Here is a 16,995-nt window from a genome sequence, read left to right as displayed (position 1 = left end):
ATGCTGGCGCGACGTTGCTTTGCGGCCACCGTCGCGCCTGCCCGTGAACTGTTCGCGCCTGTGCTCATGCTCGCCTTGACACCCTCGATGGGTCCATCCGGGATGGTCAACCATCCGGAACATAGCGGGCAGGCGGGCATCTTCACCAGCAGTCTCTGTGTCGCTCTCGTGGCGGCAAACAAGATCGAGGCTGGCGGGGTGATGATCAACGGTCCTCGAACCATCGATTTTGATCGCGGTGGCCGTTCAGTGCGTTCAAGCACGAGGCGCCGTTAGACGGCACCGCAGCATCATAGCGAAGTGCCATGCAGGACGACTCCCTGCAGCATCGTCTCGCGCAGCCAAACACTTGCCGGATCACTGTTGTGAACGGCCGGGCGTTTGACGGCCTGTGACGCGAAAAGGCAACGGAAGATCTAGCATTTATGGGGGAAATGTTTTTTCGGAGTGCTTGACCCGCAGGAAGGGCAGGGCATGACTGCCTATCGCCCGACCCGGCAAGGCCGCACTCATGACCGGCTGGGCTCGGTTAATCCTGCATGCCGCGCCCATGAGGTTACTTGTCCGGAGTGCGTCGAGCACAACGAGGAGATGTAGTTCACGATCTTTGAAAAGCGTGGTCAACCATCCAAAGTGTGGATGCCTTTCATCGAAACAAACGATTTCATCAATGTTCTGGAATCCTGCATGGGCAGAAGCACCTGATGGACACCGATGCCCCCACTGCCTCATGGCGTGGCGAGCGTCTTAAGAAACCGCCCGAAAGGAGATTTTTCATGCGCTCTACCGGGCAGTGGAGTGCTGGGAAAGGGAGTTGCAACTGACCGGCCATGTCAAACTGTCCGACTTCTTCCGAGCCTATGGACAGACCGGGAGACGCGCACGTGTAGCGGCTCACATCGTCATACTGCACCTACGCCACACACCGGCCGGACCTGATCCGGCTTTATGAGCATTGGGTTTTGTCAGTTGCCCAAGCGTGATGGCTTTCGCGACGCGGCGCGCCTCAGGAACTGAGCCGCGTCCAGGTCGAAACGCGGGAAAGAAAGACAGGAAACAGAATGGCCGATCAATTCGCAACGGACGTCATTGCCCTGATCAAGAAACGCGCCGAGTCGGAGAGCGGTGAGGGAATGCCTGCGTCATTCGTCGGCGAGATAACAATCGCCACGGAACTGGACGCGCTCGGGTTCGATTCGCTGGGTTTGGCGGACGTCCTCTGGGATGTGGAGCAGGCCTACGGCATCAAGATCGACATGAACACGGCCGATGCCTGGTCCAATCTCAAGAATGTCGGCGACGTCGTGGAAGCCGTCCGCGGCTTGCTTGCGAAGGAGGCTTGAATGGACAGGCGCGTCGTTATCACCGGAGTGGGCGGCCTGTGCGGACTGGGCACCGAGGCCGCCTCTATGTGGAAAGAGATGCGCGAAGGCCGCTCCGCCATCGGCCCGATCGCCAATTCCGAGCTTCATGACCTGGAGGGCATGACCGGCGCTGAGATCAAGGCGCTGCCCCAGCACGACATCAACCGGGGGCATCTCATCTCCATGGACCGCTTCAGCTTGCTCGCCGTGCTTGCAGCGCGCGAAGCCATGCGGCAGGCCGGACTTTCCTGCGACGAGGGGAATGCCCATCGCTTCGGCGCGACAGTGGGCGTCGGATTTACCGGTTCGTACGCAACAGAACAAACTTACCGCTCACTGCTTTTGGGTAGCGCAATCCGTGCTGAACTCTTCACTGGAGTAAAGGTGATGCCCAGCGCCGCTTCCGTCCATCTTAGCTTGAGCCTCGGCTTGCGCGGGCCGGTCTTCGGGGTGACCTCCGCATGTGCCTCGGCCAACCATGCGATCGCCTCGGCGGTGGACCAGATCAAGCTGGGCCGGGCCGACGTAATGGTTTCCGGGGGCAGCGACGCACCCTTCGCATGGGGCGTGCTGAAAGCATGGGAAGCAATGCGCGTGCTTTCACCCGATACCTGCCGGCCCTTCTCCGCCGATAGGAAGGGCCTGGTGCTGGGCGAGGGTGCGGGCATGGCCGTGCTGGAAAGCTACGAGCATGCCACGAGGCGTGGTGCCACAATTCTTGCCGAGATCGCCGGCGTCGGCCTTTCCGCCGATGCCTTCCACATTGCCGCGCCATCTGTCGAGGGGCCAGCGTCGGCGATGCGCGCCTGCCTTGCCGATGCCGGGCTGAATGCCGAGGACGTCGACTATCTCAACGCGCACGGCACCGGTACCAAGAGCAATGATCAGACTGAAACGGCGGCGATCAAGCGTGTGTTTGGAAACCACGCTTATTCGATGTCCATCTCTTCCACCAAGTCCACGCACGCGCATTGCCTCGGCGCAGCGAGCGCGCTTGAAATGATCGCCTGCGTGATGGCAATCCAAGAGGACGTCGTGCCGCCGACCGCCAACTATCGCGAGCCAGATCCCGCTTGCGACCTCGACATCACACCCAATGTGCCGCGGGAGCGCAAGGTGCGCGTCGCCATGAGCAACGCCTTCGCCATGGGCGGTACGAACGCAGTTCTGGCATTCAGGCAGGTGTAGAAGCCATGCAAGACGCCTCATTTGAGGTCACCTGTCGTATCTAGCTGCTTGCCGGACCACTATGTAAAGCGAGCGCTATTGGCTGCCTCTGCGATGCGGGAATTGGCAGCGGACGTCTCTCGATCAAACAGGCATCTTGCTTGTAGAATTCTTTTAATCGTGAAGCGGCGCGAGTGCGCTATCCGTTGAGGTGAGCAAGGCCGGCGCCCTGGGTGAGCGCTGGTGTCGGGTGGTGGAAAGTACAGGGGGAGCTGTGTGGCCCCTCTTTCTCGGCCTCGACGATGTGCGAAGGAGCCTGCGCGGCGAACGGGCCAACGCCCCAGGCTCAGAACCTGGGCGAACCTAACTCCCGCCAAAGGACAGCCCAGAGCTGGATACACGAAAGAGATACTGAACCCGCGAATCAGATTCTGATCAATCGTCGTGTCTGAGCTCCACTCGGCTCTTACGGAGATAATCGCGCGGCCCGGCAACGGCCGCGCGTGCCGCGGGCGTGAGCTTTGCGCTTCGTCAGAAGTGCCTCGAGCGTGACGACGATAATTGACCAGCCATATGGAACGCATTCGCCCAGTTATCCAAAGCGTGGATACCTTTCATCTAAACAAAGGATTTTACCGTTTTTGCTGCAGGTCCCATAGAAGCGCTTCAAGTTGGAAAGATAGGTAGTTCCGATGGTTGCGTTGGATCTGAGGAGCATCATCTGGTGTGCGGGGCGTACAAAGTCAGTCGCATCTGCATTGCGGCTTGGTCTTTCGGCGGTCCCCACAAGTTACGCCCCGTTGGCGCGACGCCAATTATTTAATCAATGCTTGGACATTTATCTCAACCAGACAGCTACAAGGTGAGGTCTTCCATGCGTCCGAATGTCGAGTGGAAGTTGTGCTGGGAAAATGAGCTGCAACTGGCCGACCATGTCGAACTCTCCGACTTTTTTCGAAAGACCTATGGACGGACTGGCGCCTTCAACGCGGAGCCATTCGAAGGCGGCCGCAGTTGGGCCGGCGCGAGGCCGGAATTCCGCGCAATCGGCTACGACGCGCATGGGGTAGCGGCTCACATCGGCATGCTGCGGCGCTTCATCAAAGTTGGCGAGGTCGACTTGATCGTCGCTGAATTGGGCCTGTACGCGGTTCGTCCGGATCTTGAAGGGCTCGGAATCGGTTTTTCGATGCGCGTGGCGTACCCAGTGCTCCATCAGTTGGGTGTTCCATTCGCTTTCGGCACGGTTCGGCACGCGCTGCGAAACCATGTCGAAAGATTCTGCAGAGCCGGCCTCGCGAACATTGTGTCGGGCGTTCGCGTACGGTCGACCCGTCCAGATGTGCATCCCGACCTGCCGCCCACGCGCCTGGAAGACGTACTCGTGTTGGTTTCGCCGATCGGACGCTCGATGGACGAGTGGCCGTCTGGTACCCTGATCGACCGGAACGGTCCGGAACTATGAAGCCTCTGGACTACATATGCGAAGGGCAGAGTGACAATGCCGATCGCATTGCAGAGCGCAGCGTCTATCTGACGTTTGACGACGGTCCCAATTCATTTTTCACACCGCAGATACTCAATGTGCTGGCGCAACATCAGGTGCCGGCGACCTTCTTCGTTGTTGGGGCCTACGCGGCCGACGAGCCGGAACTCGTTCGCCGAATTATTACAGACGGCCACGGTATAGCCAACCACACGATGACTCATCCGGACCTAGCTAAATGCGGGTCCGTCGAAGTCGACTGCCAGATAGTTGAGGCAAACAGAGTCATAGGGATGGCTTGCCCGCAGGCCATGGTTCGGTACTTTCGTGCACCCTATGGCATCTGGACCGAAGAAGTAATCGCTGCATTAGCGGGTGAGGCATTGGCGCCCGTCCATTGGTCCATTGATCCACGCGACTGGTCTCGCCCCGGCGTTGACGCCATCGTCGACAGAGTGCTCGCCGATATCCGGCCGGGCGCAATCGTGCTGTTGCACGACGGGTGCGCTCCCGACGAATTGCAACCAGGCAATCAAGCCAGTCTGCGCGACCAGACGGTGACAGCGTTGTCACGCCTAATTCCAGAATTGCACGGCCGCGGATTTGTAATCCGATCACTTCCTCAACATCCCTGAACAAACAGAGATCCTATGGACCTTCTCACCACAGCCAGTACTGTTGCCGTTTCGTCTTATGCGGTGCTCTCGACTGTTTACAGAGGCATGCAAGCGGTCTACTCCCAACCGGAAAATGTTACGCCGCCGTCGGAAAGCTTGTTCGGATCCGACCGTTGGCCGAGCGTGGATGTCATTATCCCCTGCTACAATGAGGACCCGCGCACACTCGCGGCGTGTTTAGCTTCCATTGCAAATCAAGATTACTCCGGAACATTTCAGGTCTATCTGGTTGACGACGGTTCTGGAAATCGTAATGCCGTCATCCCGGTACATCACGCCTACGAGGGCGACCCGAGATTCAATTTCATTCTGCTCCGCGAAAATGTTGGCAAACGCAAGGCGCAGATCGCCGCCATCCGCCGCTCATCTGGAGATTTCGTGCTCAGCGTCGACTCTGACACGACACTTGCGTCCGACGTCATCACGAAGCTTGCAGTAAAAATGCGGGATTCCATGGTCGGAGCGGCCATGGGCCAGCTGACGGCATACAACCGCAGCGACACTTGGTTGACCCGATTGATCGATATGGAATACTGGCTGGCTTGCAATGAGGAGCGCGCGGCGCAAGGTCGCTTTGGTGCGGTCATGTGCTGCTGCGGCCCATGTGCAATGTACCGCCGGTCTTGTCTCCTTTCTCTGCTGGATCAATACGAGACGCAGCTGTTCAGGGGGAAACCAAGCGACTTCGGTGAAGACCGTCATCTTACGATCCTCATGCTGAAAGCAGGCTTTCGAACCGAGTACGTTCCAGGTGCCGTCGCGGCGACAGTCGTTCCGGACAAGATGGGACCTTATTTGCGCCAACAACTCCGCTGGGCACGAAGCACTTTCCGGGACACGATGCTTGCGCGAGGTCTACTGCGTGGCCTGGATCGCTATCTAACTTTGGATGTGATGGGAGAGAATCTCGGCCCATTGTTGCTCGGCATCGCGGTAGTAACGGCGCTCGGTGAGTTACTATTTTCACATACAGTAAATTGGTGGACGGTGCTGGCTATTGTCACGATGACCATAATCAGATCTACGGTGTTATCTTTCCGCACTCGGCAGCTTCGATTCATCGGCTATTCAATGCACGCGTTAATCAGGATATTCCTGTTGATCCCCTTGAAGGCTTACGCCCTGTGTACATTGAGCAATAGCGATTGGCTGTCGCGTAAAAGTGTTCCCCTGCCCAACAGCAGCACAAAGGAAATCACAAGCGCGATGCCGCTTGGCGGAGCAAATGCTGCGGGCAATTCTGGAATTGCGGAGTCACTTCATACTGCAGATCTTTCGCTCACAGCTAGTGAAGTCTGACGGCCTTGCAGCGCCGAGTGACCGAGTAAGTTGTGTCAGTCGACACGGGGTGAAGCTTGTCGAGTTACCTATGGTCAGAACGGGGACTATGTGGAAGCGACACGTGGCATCTTGACGTTATTCTTTGGCGGAAGCGATACACACGTCGCTCCGGCCGCGACTTTCCAAAGGTGTCATCTCAAGGCGGTGGCCTGCTCTGAACCAGAATTCGCAAGTAAGCTGCCGGTGGCCAATCGGACTCATTCCGCTTGAGATAGACGCATGTCCAATGTAGCAATCGACCTTACCGGCGTAACCAAATTATTCGGAAACAAGCTCGTTGTGGACGGGCTGTCCTTCACCGTTGCATCGGGAGAGTGCTTCGGTCTGCTGGGGCCTAACGGCGCAGGCAAGAGCACGATTGCGCGTATGCTCCTCGGTATGACCCGGCCTGACGCGGGTGATATAACAGTCCTCGGTCTACCAGTGCCGGCACGCAGCCGCTTGGCCCGCAAGGGCATAGGCGTGGTCCCGCAGTTCGACAATCTCGACCTGGAATTTACGGTACGTGAGAACCTGTTGGTGTTCGGGCGCTACTTCGGCATGAGTACAAGAGAGATCAACGCCGTCATCCCACGGCTGCTCGAGTTCGCTCGCCTTGAGAGCAAGGCGGATTCACGTGTCGGCCTGCTATCCGGCGGGATGAAGCGGCGCCTGACGCTGGCACGTGCTCTGATCAACGACCCCCAGTTGCTTGTGATGGATGAGCCCACGACCGGCCTCGACCCGCATGCCCGCCATCTGATCTGGGAGCGACTTCGTTTCCTGCTGGCGAGCGGAAAAACGATCATTTTGACCACCCATTTCATGGAAGAGGCTGAGCGGCTTTGTGATCGGCTGTGTGTTCTCGAGCGGGGACGCAAGATCGCCGAGGGCAGTCCTCATGCGCTGATCGACGAGTACATTGGGTGCAACGTGATCGAGATCTTCGGCGGTAATCCACAGGAGCTGATTTCGCTGATCAGACCGTACGTTCAGCGTGTCGAGGTAAGCGGCGAGACGCTCTTTTGCTATGCGCCTGAGCCGGAGGATGTGCGCATCCAGCTTCGCGGTCGAGCGGGTCTGCGTATTCTAGAGCGTCCACCCAGTCTGGAGGACGTTTTCTTGCGGTTAACCGGACGTGAGATGGAGAAGTGAGCAATGGGTGAACGTTTTGCGGCCGCTCTACCCGCCAACGCCTGGAACTGGATGGCGGTGTGGCGCCGCAATCATCTGGCATGGAAGAAGGTGGCATTTGCTTCAATGCTCGGCACCCTTGCTGATCCGATGATTTACCTTTTCGGGCTCGGCACTGGCCTTGGACTGTTGGTAGGCCGCATCGAAGGTGCATCCTACATCGCCTTTCTGGCAGCCGGCATGGTTGCGACGAGCGCGATGACAGCATCAACCTTCGAAACAATTTACGCGGTTTTCGGTCGAATGCGCGATCAGGGCACTTGGGAAGCAATCCTGCACACACAACTTACCCTCGGCGACATCGTTCTCGGTGAATTGACCTGGGCAGCCACAAAGGCTTTTCTGGCCGGTACGACAATTGCGATTGTTGCGGCCGCGCTAGGTTATGCCGCGTGGACGTCGGTTCTCTACGTGCTACCGGTCGTCGCTCTCACCGGATTCGCCTTTGCGAGCCTGGCCATGCTCGTCATCGCGCTCGCGCCCAGTTATCACTATTTTATTTTCTATCAGACGCTTGTCATCACACCCATGCTGTTCCTTTCGGGCGCGGTTTTTCCAGTCGGCCAATTGCCAGGAGTGTTTCAGCAGATTGCGGCCTTCTCGCCCCTGGCGAATTCTATCGAGCTAATCCGTCCGGTGATGCTCGGCCGCCTGGGCGACAATGTAGGGCTGCATATAGGCGCACTTTGCATGTTCGCTGTATTGCCTTTTTTTCTGTCGGCTGGACTGTTTCATCGACGACTAATGCGTTGACGCTTGCTTACACCCATTAACCAGAAGGAGGTCCGCAATGCCGGATGCAAACTGCCCACAGCGGCCCGGAGGCATGCGTATGCTAGGAATCGCGAGTGGTACAACGCCGAAGCCGGGCGCCACCCAGCCGCTGCAGGCACCCGCCCAGCTTCGCGACCACACCTCGAAGAACAGGCTGGATGGTGAGGCGCGGACCCACCCGGAGCGTTCAATCGATAGCAGCCAAGCTTCTTGTGCGCGTCCACAGACCGTCGCGGCCATTATTTAGTTGGATACACATGCAATGACCCACAACGAAGCAACTCTTGAGCCTTTTGTGATCCTTGCTATGCCAAGGACCGGAACACACTATTTAGAAGAATTGCTAAACGAGCATCCGACCGTTTTGAGTAACGGTGAGTTGCTAAACGAATATGATCCCAATTGGCCCAGCACTGATCGCCTGCTAGGCACGGATCGCGAGCTTCTTGAGCTTGCCTATGTGCGCTGCCCTATGCGCGACTACAAGAATGTGACGCATCTTGGATGCAAGATCAATGAACCTCAGTTTCGCGAGCGTCCCGCATTCTTTGCGGAACTGGCTCGTTGGCCAGCACTCAAGGTCATCCTTGTTGTTCGCCGAAACGTATTGGAATCGCTCCGATCCTTTGTGCAGGCCAGGGAAAGCGGTCACTGGCTGAAGTTCAGCTGGGACAACGATACCGCTCGGCCACCGAGCGTCAGGTTGTCAATCGCCGACTGTGAGGCTTATTTCAAAGCCGCCGACGATTTTCACGCTCGCGTTATGGACTCCTTCACGTCGACCAACCTGCTTGTAATGGAATACGAGAGCCTACTTCACGAACCTGCCCAATGCCTGGGAGCGGTTTGGGATTTCCTGGGCGTTCCAGCGCTTGAGCCATCAGATAACGCCATCCTGCAGCGCCAGGAAACGCGACCGCTGGATCAAACGGTGGAGAACTTTGACGAGTTGCGGATTCACTTCGCACGGGGACCTTATTCAAGATTTTTTGACCTCGGAGATTCAATGCGCTCCTACGCTTAATCGCTTGTACCGCGTGCTCTGATGGGCGTGTAGGATATCCTGCAGTTTGCGCGCATTCCGTCGCAAAACTGACAAACCAAAGTCACCAAGACGACAGAGATATCGGCCGGCAGTCGATCTGCGGCAGACATCAAAGACACGGCCGCAAGGCGACCTGGTCAATTCCCTCTCTGGCGAAGCACTTCTTCAGACGCGATCTTTGGCGAGCCTTGAGTGCAAATTCCGGCAAAGGTGGAGGGTTCCAGTGCGCAACCCGCACCAATCTCGCTGGACGGGACAGGCCTCCAGTTGGCACGGCGCTTGCTCCGAGATGACAGCAGCGCTCGACCGGAGCGCAGCATGGGAGAAGGAGGAGCCCCCACCCCGATCCGGTCAGGGAGAGAGAAACGGTGTTGGTTCCAAGAGTCCCCCGCGCGATCGCAGCGCCCCGCAAGCCCCATTTTGCCCGGACCTACGTGCAGGTGCTTGCCGCCATAGTCCTGGGAGCCGCAATTGGCTACCTCTATCCGGAAACCGGCCAGAGCCTGAAGCCGCTCGGCGATGCCTTCATCAAAGTCGTCAAGATGATTATCGCACCTGTCATCTTCCTGACAATTGCGACCGGCATTGCCGGCATGAGCGATCTGCAGAAGGTCGGCCGAGTTGCCGCCAAGGCGATGGTTTATTTCCTCACCTTCTCGACACTTGCACTCGTTGTCGGACTGATTGTCGCGAATATCGTTCAACCTGGCGCCGGCCTCAACATCGATCCGGCCTCGCTCGATGTCCAAGCCGTTAAGGGCTATGTGGCCACGGCTCACGAGCAGTCCGTGACCAGCTTCCTGATGAACATCATCCCGTCAACGATTGCCAGTGCCTTCGCGGAAGGCGACATCCTGCAAGTCCTGTTCTTCTCGGTCCTGTTCGGCATTGCTTTGGCGATGACCGGAGAGACGAGCAGGCCGGTCGTTACCTTTCTCCAGGCGCTTACCGCCCCCATTTTTAAGCTCGTCGGCATTCTGATGAAGGCTGCACCCATCGGCGCCTTCGGCGCAATGGCCTTTACGATCGGCAAATACGGAATCGGTTCGGTGGCCAACCTCGCGATACTGGTCGCGACGTTCTATCTTACCGCCTTCCTCTTCGTGTTCGGGGTTCTCGGCGCGGTCTGCCGCTACAACGGCTTCTCGATCTTTTCTCTCGTCCGCTACATCAAGGACGAGCTGCTGCTTGTCCTGGCAACGTCCTCCTCGGAGGCCGCGCTGCCCTCGCTAATGGAGAAGATGGAGAAGGCCGGCGCCGCCCGTTCGGTCGTAAGTCTCGTCATCCCTACTGGATACTCATTCAATCTGGACGGTACCAATATCTACATGACGATCGCCGCCCTCTTCATCGCCCAGGCGACGAACACAGATTTGTCAATTGCCGATCAGATCCTCCTGCTGCTAATTGCGATGCTTTCCTCGAAGGGTGCGGCAGGCGTCACCGGCGCCGGCTTCATCACATTGGCCGCTACTCTCTCTGTCGTGCCGAGTGTTCCCGTTGCCGGAATGGCTCTAATTCTTGGCGTGGACCGCTTCATGTCGGAATGCCGCGCGCTGACGAATTTAGTCGGTAATGCGGTGGCATCGCTCGTTGTCGCTCGCTGGGAAGGCGAATTGGACCAGTCACGGATGGAAACCGCTTTCCGCGGTTAGGGTTACATCAAACTGGCTCCCCGCAAGCAAGATCGCAACAGCGCGACGTGTAAGTAGCGGCCTTGACACAACAGTCGAATTGCCAGCCTCCAAAGAGCGCTGGAAATAGAGTACTAACGCAGTGAGTAATACAACACCATGAAGCCCCTAAGCAAACGAACGGTTCACGGAGACTCATCTGGGTGCGCATGGAGCGCTGTTCGTCGAATGCGCTATCCGCGGGGTGGGGGAACTATTTCAGCTTGCCGCCCCAAGCCGTCGCGGGAGCGCACCGGATGATGGAGGACCGGCCGATCAGAATCGCTAGGGGAAAGCGCGTCACAATAGCCGATCTCGCCCGCGAAGCCGGAGTCAGCGTAGCAACAGTCGATCGGGTTCTGAACGTCCGCCTTCCGGTGCGAGAGGAGACCGCCCAGCGGGTCCATGCGGCCGCGCACGCGATCGGCTATCATGCTGCCGGTCTCATCAAACAGCGCTTGCAGCAGCACCTGCCGCACTACAAGCTGGGCTTCATCTTGAGAAAACCTACCCACGATTTCTACCAAGATTTCGCTCGCAAGATCGAAGAGTCGGTCAGTATGGCTAAATCCTTCCACGGCCTTCCGATCATCGAGTTCGCGCAGTCACATTTGCCGCGTGACCTGCTCCCGCTTCTTAAGGACCTTGGGAGCCGCTGCCAGGCGATCGCCATGGTGGCGGCCGATCACCCGAAAATCACAGCATCAGTCGAGGAGCTCAAGGCGAAAGGTATCCCGGTATTTTCGCTGCTATCCGACTTCGCCGATGGCGTGCGCGAGGGCTACATCGGCCTCAACAACAGCAAGGTCGGACGGACTGCCGCTTGGGTGTTTTCCAAGGCCGCAAAACGGCCCGGCAAGGTGGCGGTGTTTGTCGGAAGCCATCGCTTCCAGGCGCATGCGACGCGGGAAACGGCCTTTCGTGCGTATTTTCGTGAGAACGCGCCAAAATTCGAGGTGCTTGATGCGCTCGTGAACCTTGATGAACGGCAGCTCACTTACGAAAAATTGCTGGATCTTATGCAGCGGGAACCAGAGCTCGTCGGCTTCTATATGGCCGGCGGGGGGATAGAGGGGGCAATTTCCGCGCTCCGAGAAGAGGGGAGCGGTCAGGATCTCGTCGCGATCGTGAGTGAAATGACGCCGCAGTCACGTGGGGCGCTTGCGGATGACATCTTGACGATGGCGGTCGGCACGCCAATGCGCCGACTTTGCCAGGAGCTGATAATGGCAATGGAGCGGGCCATCAAAGCCGGCGTCGCGGAGAGCCCGGGGCAGACATTTCTGCCGTTCGACATTTATCTTCCGGAAAATATTTGACCTTGATGGATTTCTATCATGAGCGCCCATTTTCCTTTCACCGATGAAAGGAAAGCTCGATTGACTCGGCCGTCTCTGTCCGATCTGTGAACCGGCGTGGTTCCGTCTTGAAAGAAGCCGGATGCCGAAATGGCAGCCGCGCTTCATGGAAGGAAAGTCAAGCAATGCGCCAGGTATCGCCCCGCTTTGCACTCGATCACATGGCGGCGCCCCGCCTTGACGTCAGTGCGCTTTTCGCGCTTGCCCGTGACCAAGGCCTGACCGACGTCCAAATCCGTTACCCTCATTTCAGCAATCCTGTCGCACGCGGCATTCCGGCTGCGGACGTTCGGTTGGCCGCTACCGAAGCGGGCGTCACGATCATCTCTGTCAACGCCTTGCAGCGGTTCAACGACTGGACTCCAACGCGTCAGGCCGAGGCAAGCAACCTCGCCGATTATGCGACGGCGTGCGGGGCGGAGACGCTCGTGTTGGTGCCGGCCAACCGCAGCTCGTGGCCCACCAATAGCGAGCGCCAGGACAATCTTCGTTTCGCTCTAAACGAGATCAAGCCAATCCTCCAGTCGCGGGGTCTGATCGGTCTCATCGAGCCGCTGGGTTTCCGAACCTGCTCGCTTCGATCAAAGAAGGAAGCGGCCGAGGCCGTTGCCGCGGTTGATGGCCAGTCCGTCTTTCGCCTCGTGCACGACACGTTCCACCACACCCTGGCCGGGGAGACATGCCTGTTCTGCGAGCTTACCGGCCTGGTGCACATTTCAAGCGTAAACGACCCGACCTTCTGGATTTACCCCGATCGCTTTCTTGCAGGTTCCGACAATGGCAGCCAGATTCAGGCGCTGCTGGATGGCGGCTACGCGGGACCTTTCTCATTCGAGCTGGTCGAGGAAGTCCATTCTCTGGACGATCTCGCAGGCGCACTTGCCGCCAGCATCGACTTTATCCGGCGAGGGCTATTGTCGTCAAAGTAGATGGTGACAGGAGTAGTGACTATAGGTGCGCCTGAATTTTCCGTGGGTTCACAGCGGGGCAGCCATCCGAGATGCCTCCTGTATCATTATCTCCCGCATCCAGATGCTTGCCGGATCGCTATTGTGGAGGGCCGGCCATTGGAGGGTCTCGGTGAATGTGGGAAATGGCAGCGGAAGTTCGATAACCCGCAGGGGGAACGTTTTTTCGAAATGCCTGACCAGCCGTAAGGGCATGGTCGCTATACGAGCTGTGCCGGACACCATAGGTGGAATCATGCTGAAGCCCTGCACGGCGACCTCGACACGTCTCTTAAGGCCATGCTCAAGCAAAAACCATTCCTCGATAGACGGCTTCATCGTACGCCCGAACCTGACCGCGACGTGCCTCATCGACATGTATCTCTCGAATGTAAGCTGCTGTGGCAGCTGCTTGTTTGTGGGACAGCCTACGCACACGAGCTTCTCGTCAAACAGCGCAACGCTTGAATGCACACTCGACGTGAACATATCCGGTAGAATTAGAAAATCGACGTCACCGCGCCGGAGAAGCTCATCGGGGCTATCGTCGACAGGCAGCAGTTCGAAGCTGACGGCGGGGGCTTCCCGTGAAATACGCTCCACAAGCTTTTCGAAAAACACGAGCGTGACGAAATCGGAAAGAATGATCCTGAAGAGGCGATCGGCTCGAGCTGGGTCAAACGGATCCGAAGAAATAATCGAGCACTGGATGTGCTGGAGAGCGTCGCGAACTGCGGGGGCAAATGCTGCCGCACGCGGGGTTAGAAATCTTTCGCGACCTCTTATCGTAAACAGTTCATCGCGGAAATAATCGCGCAGTCGGGCGACGGCCGCACTCATGGCGGGCTGACTCAGGTTAATCCTGCGTGCCGCCGCCGAGAGATTACGCTCCGTCAGGAGTGCGTCGAGCACAACGAGGAGATTTAGATCAAGTCCTTTGAAACGCATGTCATCAGCCATCCATGGGATGGATGCCTTTAACCGAAACAAACGACTTTAACAATTTAGCATTCTTGCAATCTTTTGTCGCAAAAAGTTTATGATGGATGACGTTAAGGTCCGACATATGAGCCGCGTGATCTGCCGAAGCGAGCAATCGTTCGTACTGTGCAGGTCAGAGATTGGCAGTTTGAAACGCCGGGCCGATGGCGCCGGTCTATCAACCAGCGTCTTCGGCGGCCCCGACCTAGCTAGGCGTGGAACCTAATAGGGTGCACCTTTCCAGTCCGAGGCGACTGATGGGCGGTTTGATCCTAAGCTGCCGTGAGGCCTGTGCCAATTGTATCGGCGAGCCAATGCAGCAGTCCGGCAGCGTTTTTGAGAGCTGTTGTAGGCTCGGCCTAAGCCCATTGGCGCAAGCCTATCTGAACGAAGCGCTTGGCCTTGCCGCTATCCGGTATGTGATCTGTGGTGCCTTCTCGTCCTGCTGTTCTTGTTTTGGAACGCCCTTATGGTGAGCCCATCCGGGACGTGGGGCACCGGGAGCACAAAGGTGCAGGCAGGCCGTCAATAGACCGTGGGCTGAGAGCCCGAGCTCGTTACATGGCCGCCCCTCGCGACTTTCCCGGATGCGCTGCGAGCGCGGATCAGTAGATGTCGTGTTGCCCGCCAGCTCCCGTCTTTGACCGAGCCAAGAAGGAGGAACGGGCATGCTTATCATCGGACTGGATATTCACCGCGCCTTCGCCGAAGCAGTGGCATGGGAGGAGGGCAGGCTCAGGCGACTCGGCCGCGTCGACATGCGGCGCGATCTGCTGGCGGCGTTCGCCGCGAAGCTGTCGCCGAACGATGTCGGGGTGATCGAGGCCACCGGCAACGCGACGTCCGCTGCAGCTGTGGTTGCGCCGCATGTGAAGAAGGTGGGGATCGCCAAGCCGAAACAGGTGTTTATCGTTGCCTATGCCAAGATCAAAACGACGATCGACGCCGACGTTCTTGCGCAGCTCTATGCCAGCGGCTTCTTGCCAGAAGTCTGGATTGCGGACGAGCCGACGCAGGCTCTGCGTCGACAGGTGACACGGCGCAATCAGATTGTCCGACAGAGATCTCGATTGAAGAGCGTCATCCAGTCGATCCTTCATAGCCACCTGATCCGTCCTGCCCGCATGCTGACCTGTGCGGCGCCAAGGGTCGGACCTGGTTAATCGAGCAGGTCGTACCGCAGGACGAGCGCCTCGCGATCGATGGGCATCTGCGCGAGTTCGACCGATTGGGCGAAGACCTCCAGGTCATCGAACGCGATCTTGTCCGCTCGGCTCTCGAGGATGAAGGCGTGAAGCGGCTGATGACCATTCCCGGCGTCGACATCACCGTCGCGCTGGCGATGAAGGGCGGCGATCGGCGACGTGTCGCGCTTCGACGATCCGCAGAAGCTCGTGACCTATCTCGGGTTGAACCCAAGCGTCCAGCAGTCCGGCCAGGTCCGGCCTACCATGGGCGGATCACCAAGCAGGGCCGTGGTCATGCGCGCGGCATGCTCGTCGAGGCGGCCTGGGCGGCCGCTCGTGCTCCCGGACCGTTGCGAGCCTTCTCCCTGCGGCGTGCGAGCCCGGCGCGGACAGCATGTCGCGGCCGTGGCAACCGCACGCAAACTCTCTGTCGTGATCTGTCATCTGTTGAGAAGGGCGAGAGTTACGCGTGGGCTCGACCCTCCCTGCATGCCAAGAAGCTTGCGCGATGTGGAACTCAAGGCCGGGAGCAAGGCTGTGCGCGGCCAAAAGGGAGCGCACGCCTACAACATAAAGAGCCACCGGGAAGAAGAGCGCCGCTGGGTGGAGCAGGCCGAGGGCGCCTATGCACGCCTCGTCGCCGGTTGGAACCCACGAGGTCCGAAGAGGGTAGGCACGGATGCCGCAAACGAGGCGCGACGATAGAAGCTGCGCGGCAGGGCTCTCATCTCGGACCCTGCTCTTCGCCACGCGGTCGTCCGTGCGCGACAGGAGAATAGCGCAGATTTATCAAAAAGGCTCTTGTCGATCACATCAGTGGTCTTGGGCGCTGTACGGCCGGGTGAAGACTTTGCAGGTGGCCCGGAAAGCGTTTGACCTGCAGCGAAGCAATTGTCGTCATTACGCGCTCGACCCGGGCGCCCAGCTTGGCATAAGGGCTACGTGGCCTCAGGAAGCGTCGTCGCCAATGCAGACCATGGACGAATTCCCAGCCGATGCCGAGATGCCGGTCGACCGTGCCTGTCGCCGTCCGGTGATGCGATGCCCCCGAGCGGATGAGTTCGCCCCGGATGCTCCCGGTCACGACGCACGGGTTCGGGTTCCAAGGCGCTCAGTTTTGTTCGCGCCCAATCGGTGTAGGACGCGGCAGAAATACGAGCGTGACGAAATCGGAAAGAATGATCCTGAAGCGGCGATTCGGTAGAGCCGGGTCAAACTATCCGACGAAATAAACGATCACTGGATGGGCGGGGGAGCGTCGCAAACTGGAGGGCAAGAGCTCCCGGACGCAGCGTTAAGTTTGAATACCTCCGCGGACATGGTCGCGAGCTTATCGCGCAAATAAATCGAGCAGCCGAGCGCCGGCCGCACTCATGACCGGCTGGGCTCGGTTAATCCTGCATGCCGCGCCCATGAGGTTACTTGTCCGGAGTGCGTCGAGCACAACGAGGAGATGTAGTTCACGATCTTTGAAAAGCGTGGTCAACCATCCAAAGTGTGGATGCCTTTCATCGAAACAAACGATTTCATCAATGTTCTGGAATCCTGCATGGGCAGAAGCACCTGATGGACACCGATGCCCCCACTGCCTCATGGCGTGGCGAGCGTCTTAAGAAACCGCCCGAAAGGAGATTTTTCATGCGCTCTACCGGGCAGTGGAGTGCTGGGAAAGGGAGTTGCAACTGACCGGCCATGTCAAACTGTCCGACTTCTTCCGAGCCTATGGACAGACCGGGAGACGCGCACGTGTAGCGGCTCACATCGTCATACTGCACCTACGCCACACACCGGCCGGACCTGATCCGGCTTTATGAGCATTGGG

Annotated in this window: 13 protein-coding genes and 1 pseudogene; 13 read left to right on the top strand and 1 reads right to left on the bottom strand. The window is 58.3% G+C overall.

Annotation, left to right across the window (positions count from 1 at the left end):
* From FJV80_RS32830 to FJV80_RS32775, 12 genes are all read left to right on the top strand, one after another.
* Positions 1-276 (top strand): hypothetical protein, encoded by a 276-nt coding sequence (locus FJV80_RS32830; RefSeq protein ID WP_063169403.1) that lies wholly within the window; start codon positions 1-3, stop codon positions 274-276.
* Between the two features lie 785 nt (positions 277-1,061).
* Positions 1,062-1,343 carry an acyl carrier protein gene (locus FJV80_RS32825; protein ID WP_029356603.1) on the top strand — a complete coding sequence of 94 codons (282 nt, stop codon included), beginning with the start codon at positions 1,062-1,064 and terminating at the stop codon, positions 1,341-1,343.
* On the top strand, positions 1,344-2,552 hold the full coding sequence (locus FJV80_RS32820; protein WP_063169402.1) for a beta-ketoacyl-[acyl-carrier-protein] synthase family protein: 1,209 nt from the start codon (positions 1,344-1,346) through the stop codon (positions 2,550-2,552).
* 853 nt (positions 2,553-3,405) lie between these two features.
* Complete coding sequence (locus tag FJV80_RS32815; protein ID WP_063169401.1) at positions 3,406-3,996, top strand: NodA family N-acyltransferase; 591 nt, start codon at positions 3,406-3,408, stop codon at positions 3,994-3,996.
* A complete protein-coding gene (gene nodB, locus FJV80_RS32810; protein WP_063169400.1) occupies positions 3,993-4,652 on the top strand; it encodes a chitooligosaccharide deacetylase NodB in 660 nt (219 codons plus the stop codon). Before FJV80_RS32815 ends, nodB begins: the two co-directional genes overlap by 4 nt.
* Positions 4,653-4,667: 15 nt before the next feature.
* Positions 4,668-5,993, top strand: a complete 1,326-nt coding sequence (gene nodC, locus FJV80_RS32805) for a chitooligosaccharide synthase NodC (RefSeq protein WP_063169399.1) — start codon at positions 4,668-4,670, stop codon at positions 5,991-5,993.
* 261 nt (positions 5,994-6,254) lie between these two features.
* Complete coding sequence (gene nodI / locus FJV80_RS32800) at positions 6,255-7,169, top strand: nodulation factor ABC transporter ATP-binding protein NodI (protein WP_024505873.1); 915 nt, start codon at positions 6,255-6,257, stop codon at positions 7,167-7,169.
* Positions 7,170-7,172: 3 nt separating this feature from the next.
* A complete protein-coding gene (locus tag FJV80_RS32795; protein WP_063169398.1) occupies positions 7,173-7,961 on the top strand; it encodes an ABC transporter permease in 789 nt (262 codons plus the stop codon).
* 283 nt (positions 7,962-8,244) lie between these two features.
* Entirely contained in the window at positions 8,245-9,006 is a 762-nt protein-coding gene (locus tag FJV80_RS32790; protein WP_063169397.1) for a sulfotransferase domain-containing protein, read from the top strand.
* A 392-nt stretch (positions 9,007-9,398) separates the two neighbouring features.
* Positions 9,399-10,682, top strand: a complete 1,284-nt coding sequence (locus FJV80_RS32785; RefSeq protein WP_210326678.1) for a dicarboxylate/amino acid:cation symporter — start codon at positions 9,399-9,401, stop codon at positions 10,680-10,682.
* 275 nt (positions 10,683-10,957) lie between these two features.
* Positions 10,958-12,019, top strand: coding sequence for a LacI family DNA-binding transcriptional regulator (locus FJV80_RS32780; RefSeq protein WP_051695606.1), 1,062 nt, complete (start codon positions 10,958-10,960; stop codon positions 12,017-12,019).
* A gap of 164 nt (positions 12,020-12,183) precedes the next feature.
* Positions 12,184-12,987 carry a TIM barrel protein gene (locus FJV80_RS32775; protein ID WP_063169395.1) on the top strand — a complete coding sequence of 268 codons (804 nt, stop codon included), beginning with the start codon at positions 12,184-12,186 and terminating at the stop codon, positions 12,985-12,987.
* Between the two features lie 48 nt (positions 12,988-13,035).
* Here the strand turns inward: FJV80_RS32775 and FJV80_RS32770 are convergent, their stop codons facing one another.
* Positions 13,036-13,953, bottom strand: a complete 918-nt coding sequence (locus FJV80_RS32770; protein ID WP_063170390.1) for a LysR family transcriptional regulator — start codon at positions 13,951-13,953, stop codon at positions 13,036-13,038.
* A gap of 701 nt (positions 13,954-14,654) precedes the next feature.
* Between FJV80_RS32770 and FJV80_RS32765 the strand changes: the two are divergent.
* A pseudogene (locus FJV80_RS32765) lies at positions 14,655-15,878 on the top strand (IS110 family transposase).
* Positions 15,879-16,995: the final 1,117 nt, after the last annotated feature.

Origin of the sequence: Mesorhizobium sp. WSM4310 (assembly GCF_007003935.1) — a bacterium.
Lineage (GTDB): Bacteria > Pseudomonadota > Alphaproteobacteria > Rhizobiales > Rhizobiaceae > Mesorhizobium.
The sequence above is the reverse complement of the archived record's forward strand: the minus strand, read 5'-3'. Positions and strand labels throughout refer to the sequence as shown.

Bases quoted from the DNA above. Each gene is read 5' to 3' on its own strand.
- FJV80_RS32790 (WP_063169397.1), top strand. From the start codon at position 8,245: ATGACCCACAACGAAGCAACTCTTGAGCCTTTTGTGATCCTTGCTATG.
- FJV80_RS32825 (WP_029356603.1), top strand. From the start codon at position 1,062: ATGGCCGATCAATTCGCAACGGACGTCATTGCCCTGATCAAGAAACGC.
- nodC (WP_063169399.1), top strand. From the start codon at position 4,668: ATGGACCTTCTCACCACAGCCAGTACTGTTGCCGTTTCGTCTTATGCG.
- FJV80_RS32770 (WP_063170390.1), bottom strand. From the start codon at position 13,953: ATGCGTTTCAAAGGACTTGATCTAAATCTCCTCGTTGTGCTCGACGCA.
- nodB (WP_063169400.1), top strand. From the start codon at position 3,993: ATGAAGCCTCTGGACTACATATGCGAAGGGCAGAGTGACAATGCCGAT.
- FJV80_RS32780 (WP_051695606.1), top strand. From the start codon at position 10,958: ATGATGGAGGACCGGCCGATCAGAATCGCTAGGGGAAAGCGCGTCACA.
- FJV80_RS32830 (WP_063169403.1), top strand. From the start codon at position 1: ATGCTGGCGCGACGTTGCTTTGCGGCCACCGTCGCGCCTGCCCGTGAA.
- FJV80_RS32820 (WP_063169402.1), top strand. From the start codon at position 1,344: ATGGACAGGCGCGTCGTTATCACCGGAGTGGGCGGCCTGTGCGGACTG.
- nodI (WP_024505873.1), top strand. From the start codon at position 6,255: ATGTCCAATGTAGCAATCGACCTTACCGGCGTAACCAAATTATTCGGA.
- FJV80_RS32815 (WP_063169401.1), top strand. From the start codon at position 3,406: ATGCGTCCGAATGTCGAGTGGAAGTTGTGCTGGGAAAATGAGCTGCAA.
- FJV80_RS32775 (WP_063169395.1), top strand. From the start codon at position 12,184: ATGCGCCAGGTATCGCCCCGCTTTGCACTCGATCACATGGCGGCGCCC.
- FJV80_RS32795 (WP_063169398.1), top strand. From the start codon at position 7,173: ATGGGTGAACGTTTTGCGGCCGCTCTACCCGCCAACGCCTGGAACTGG.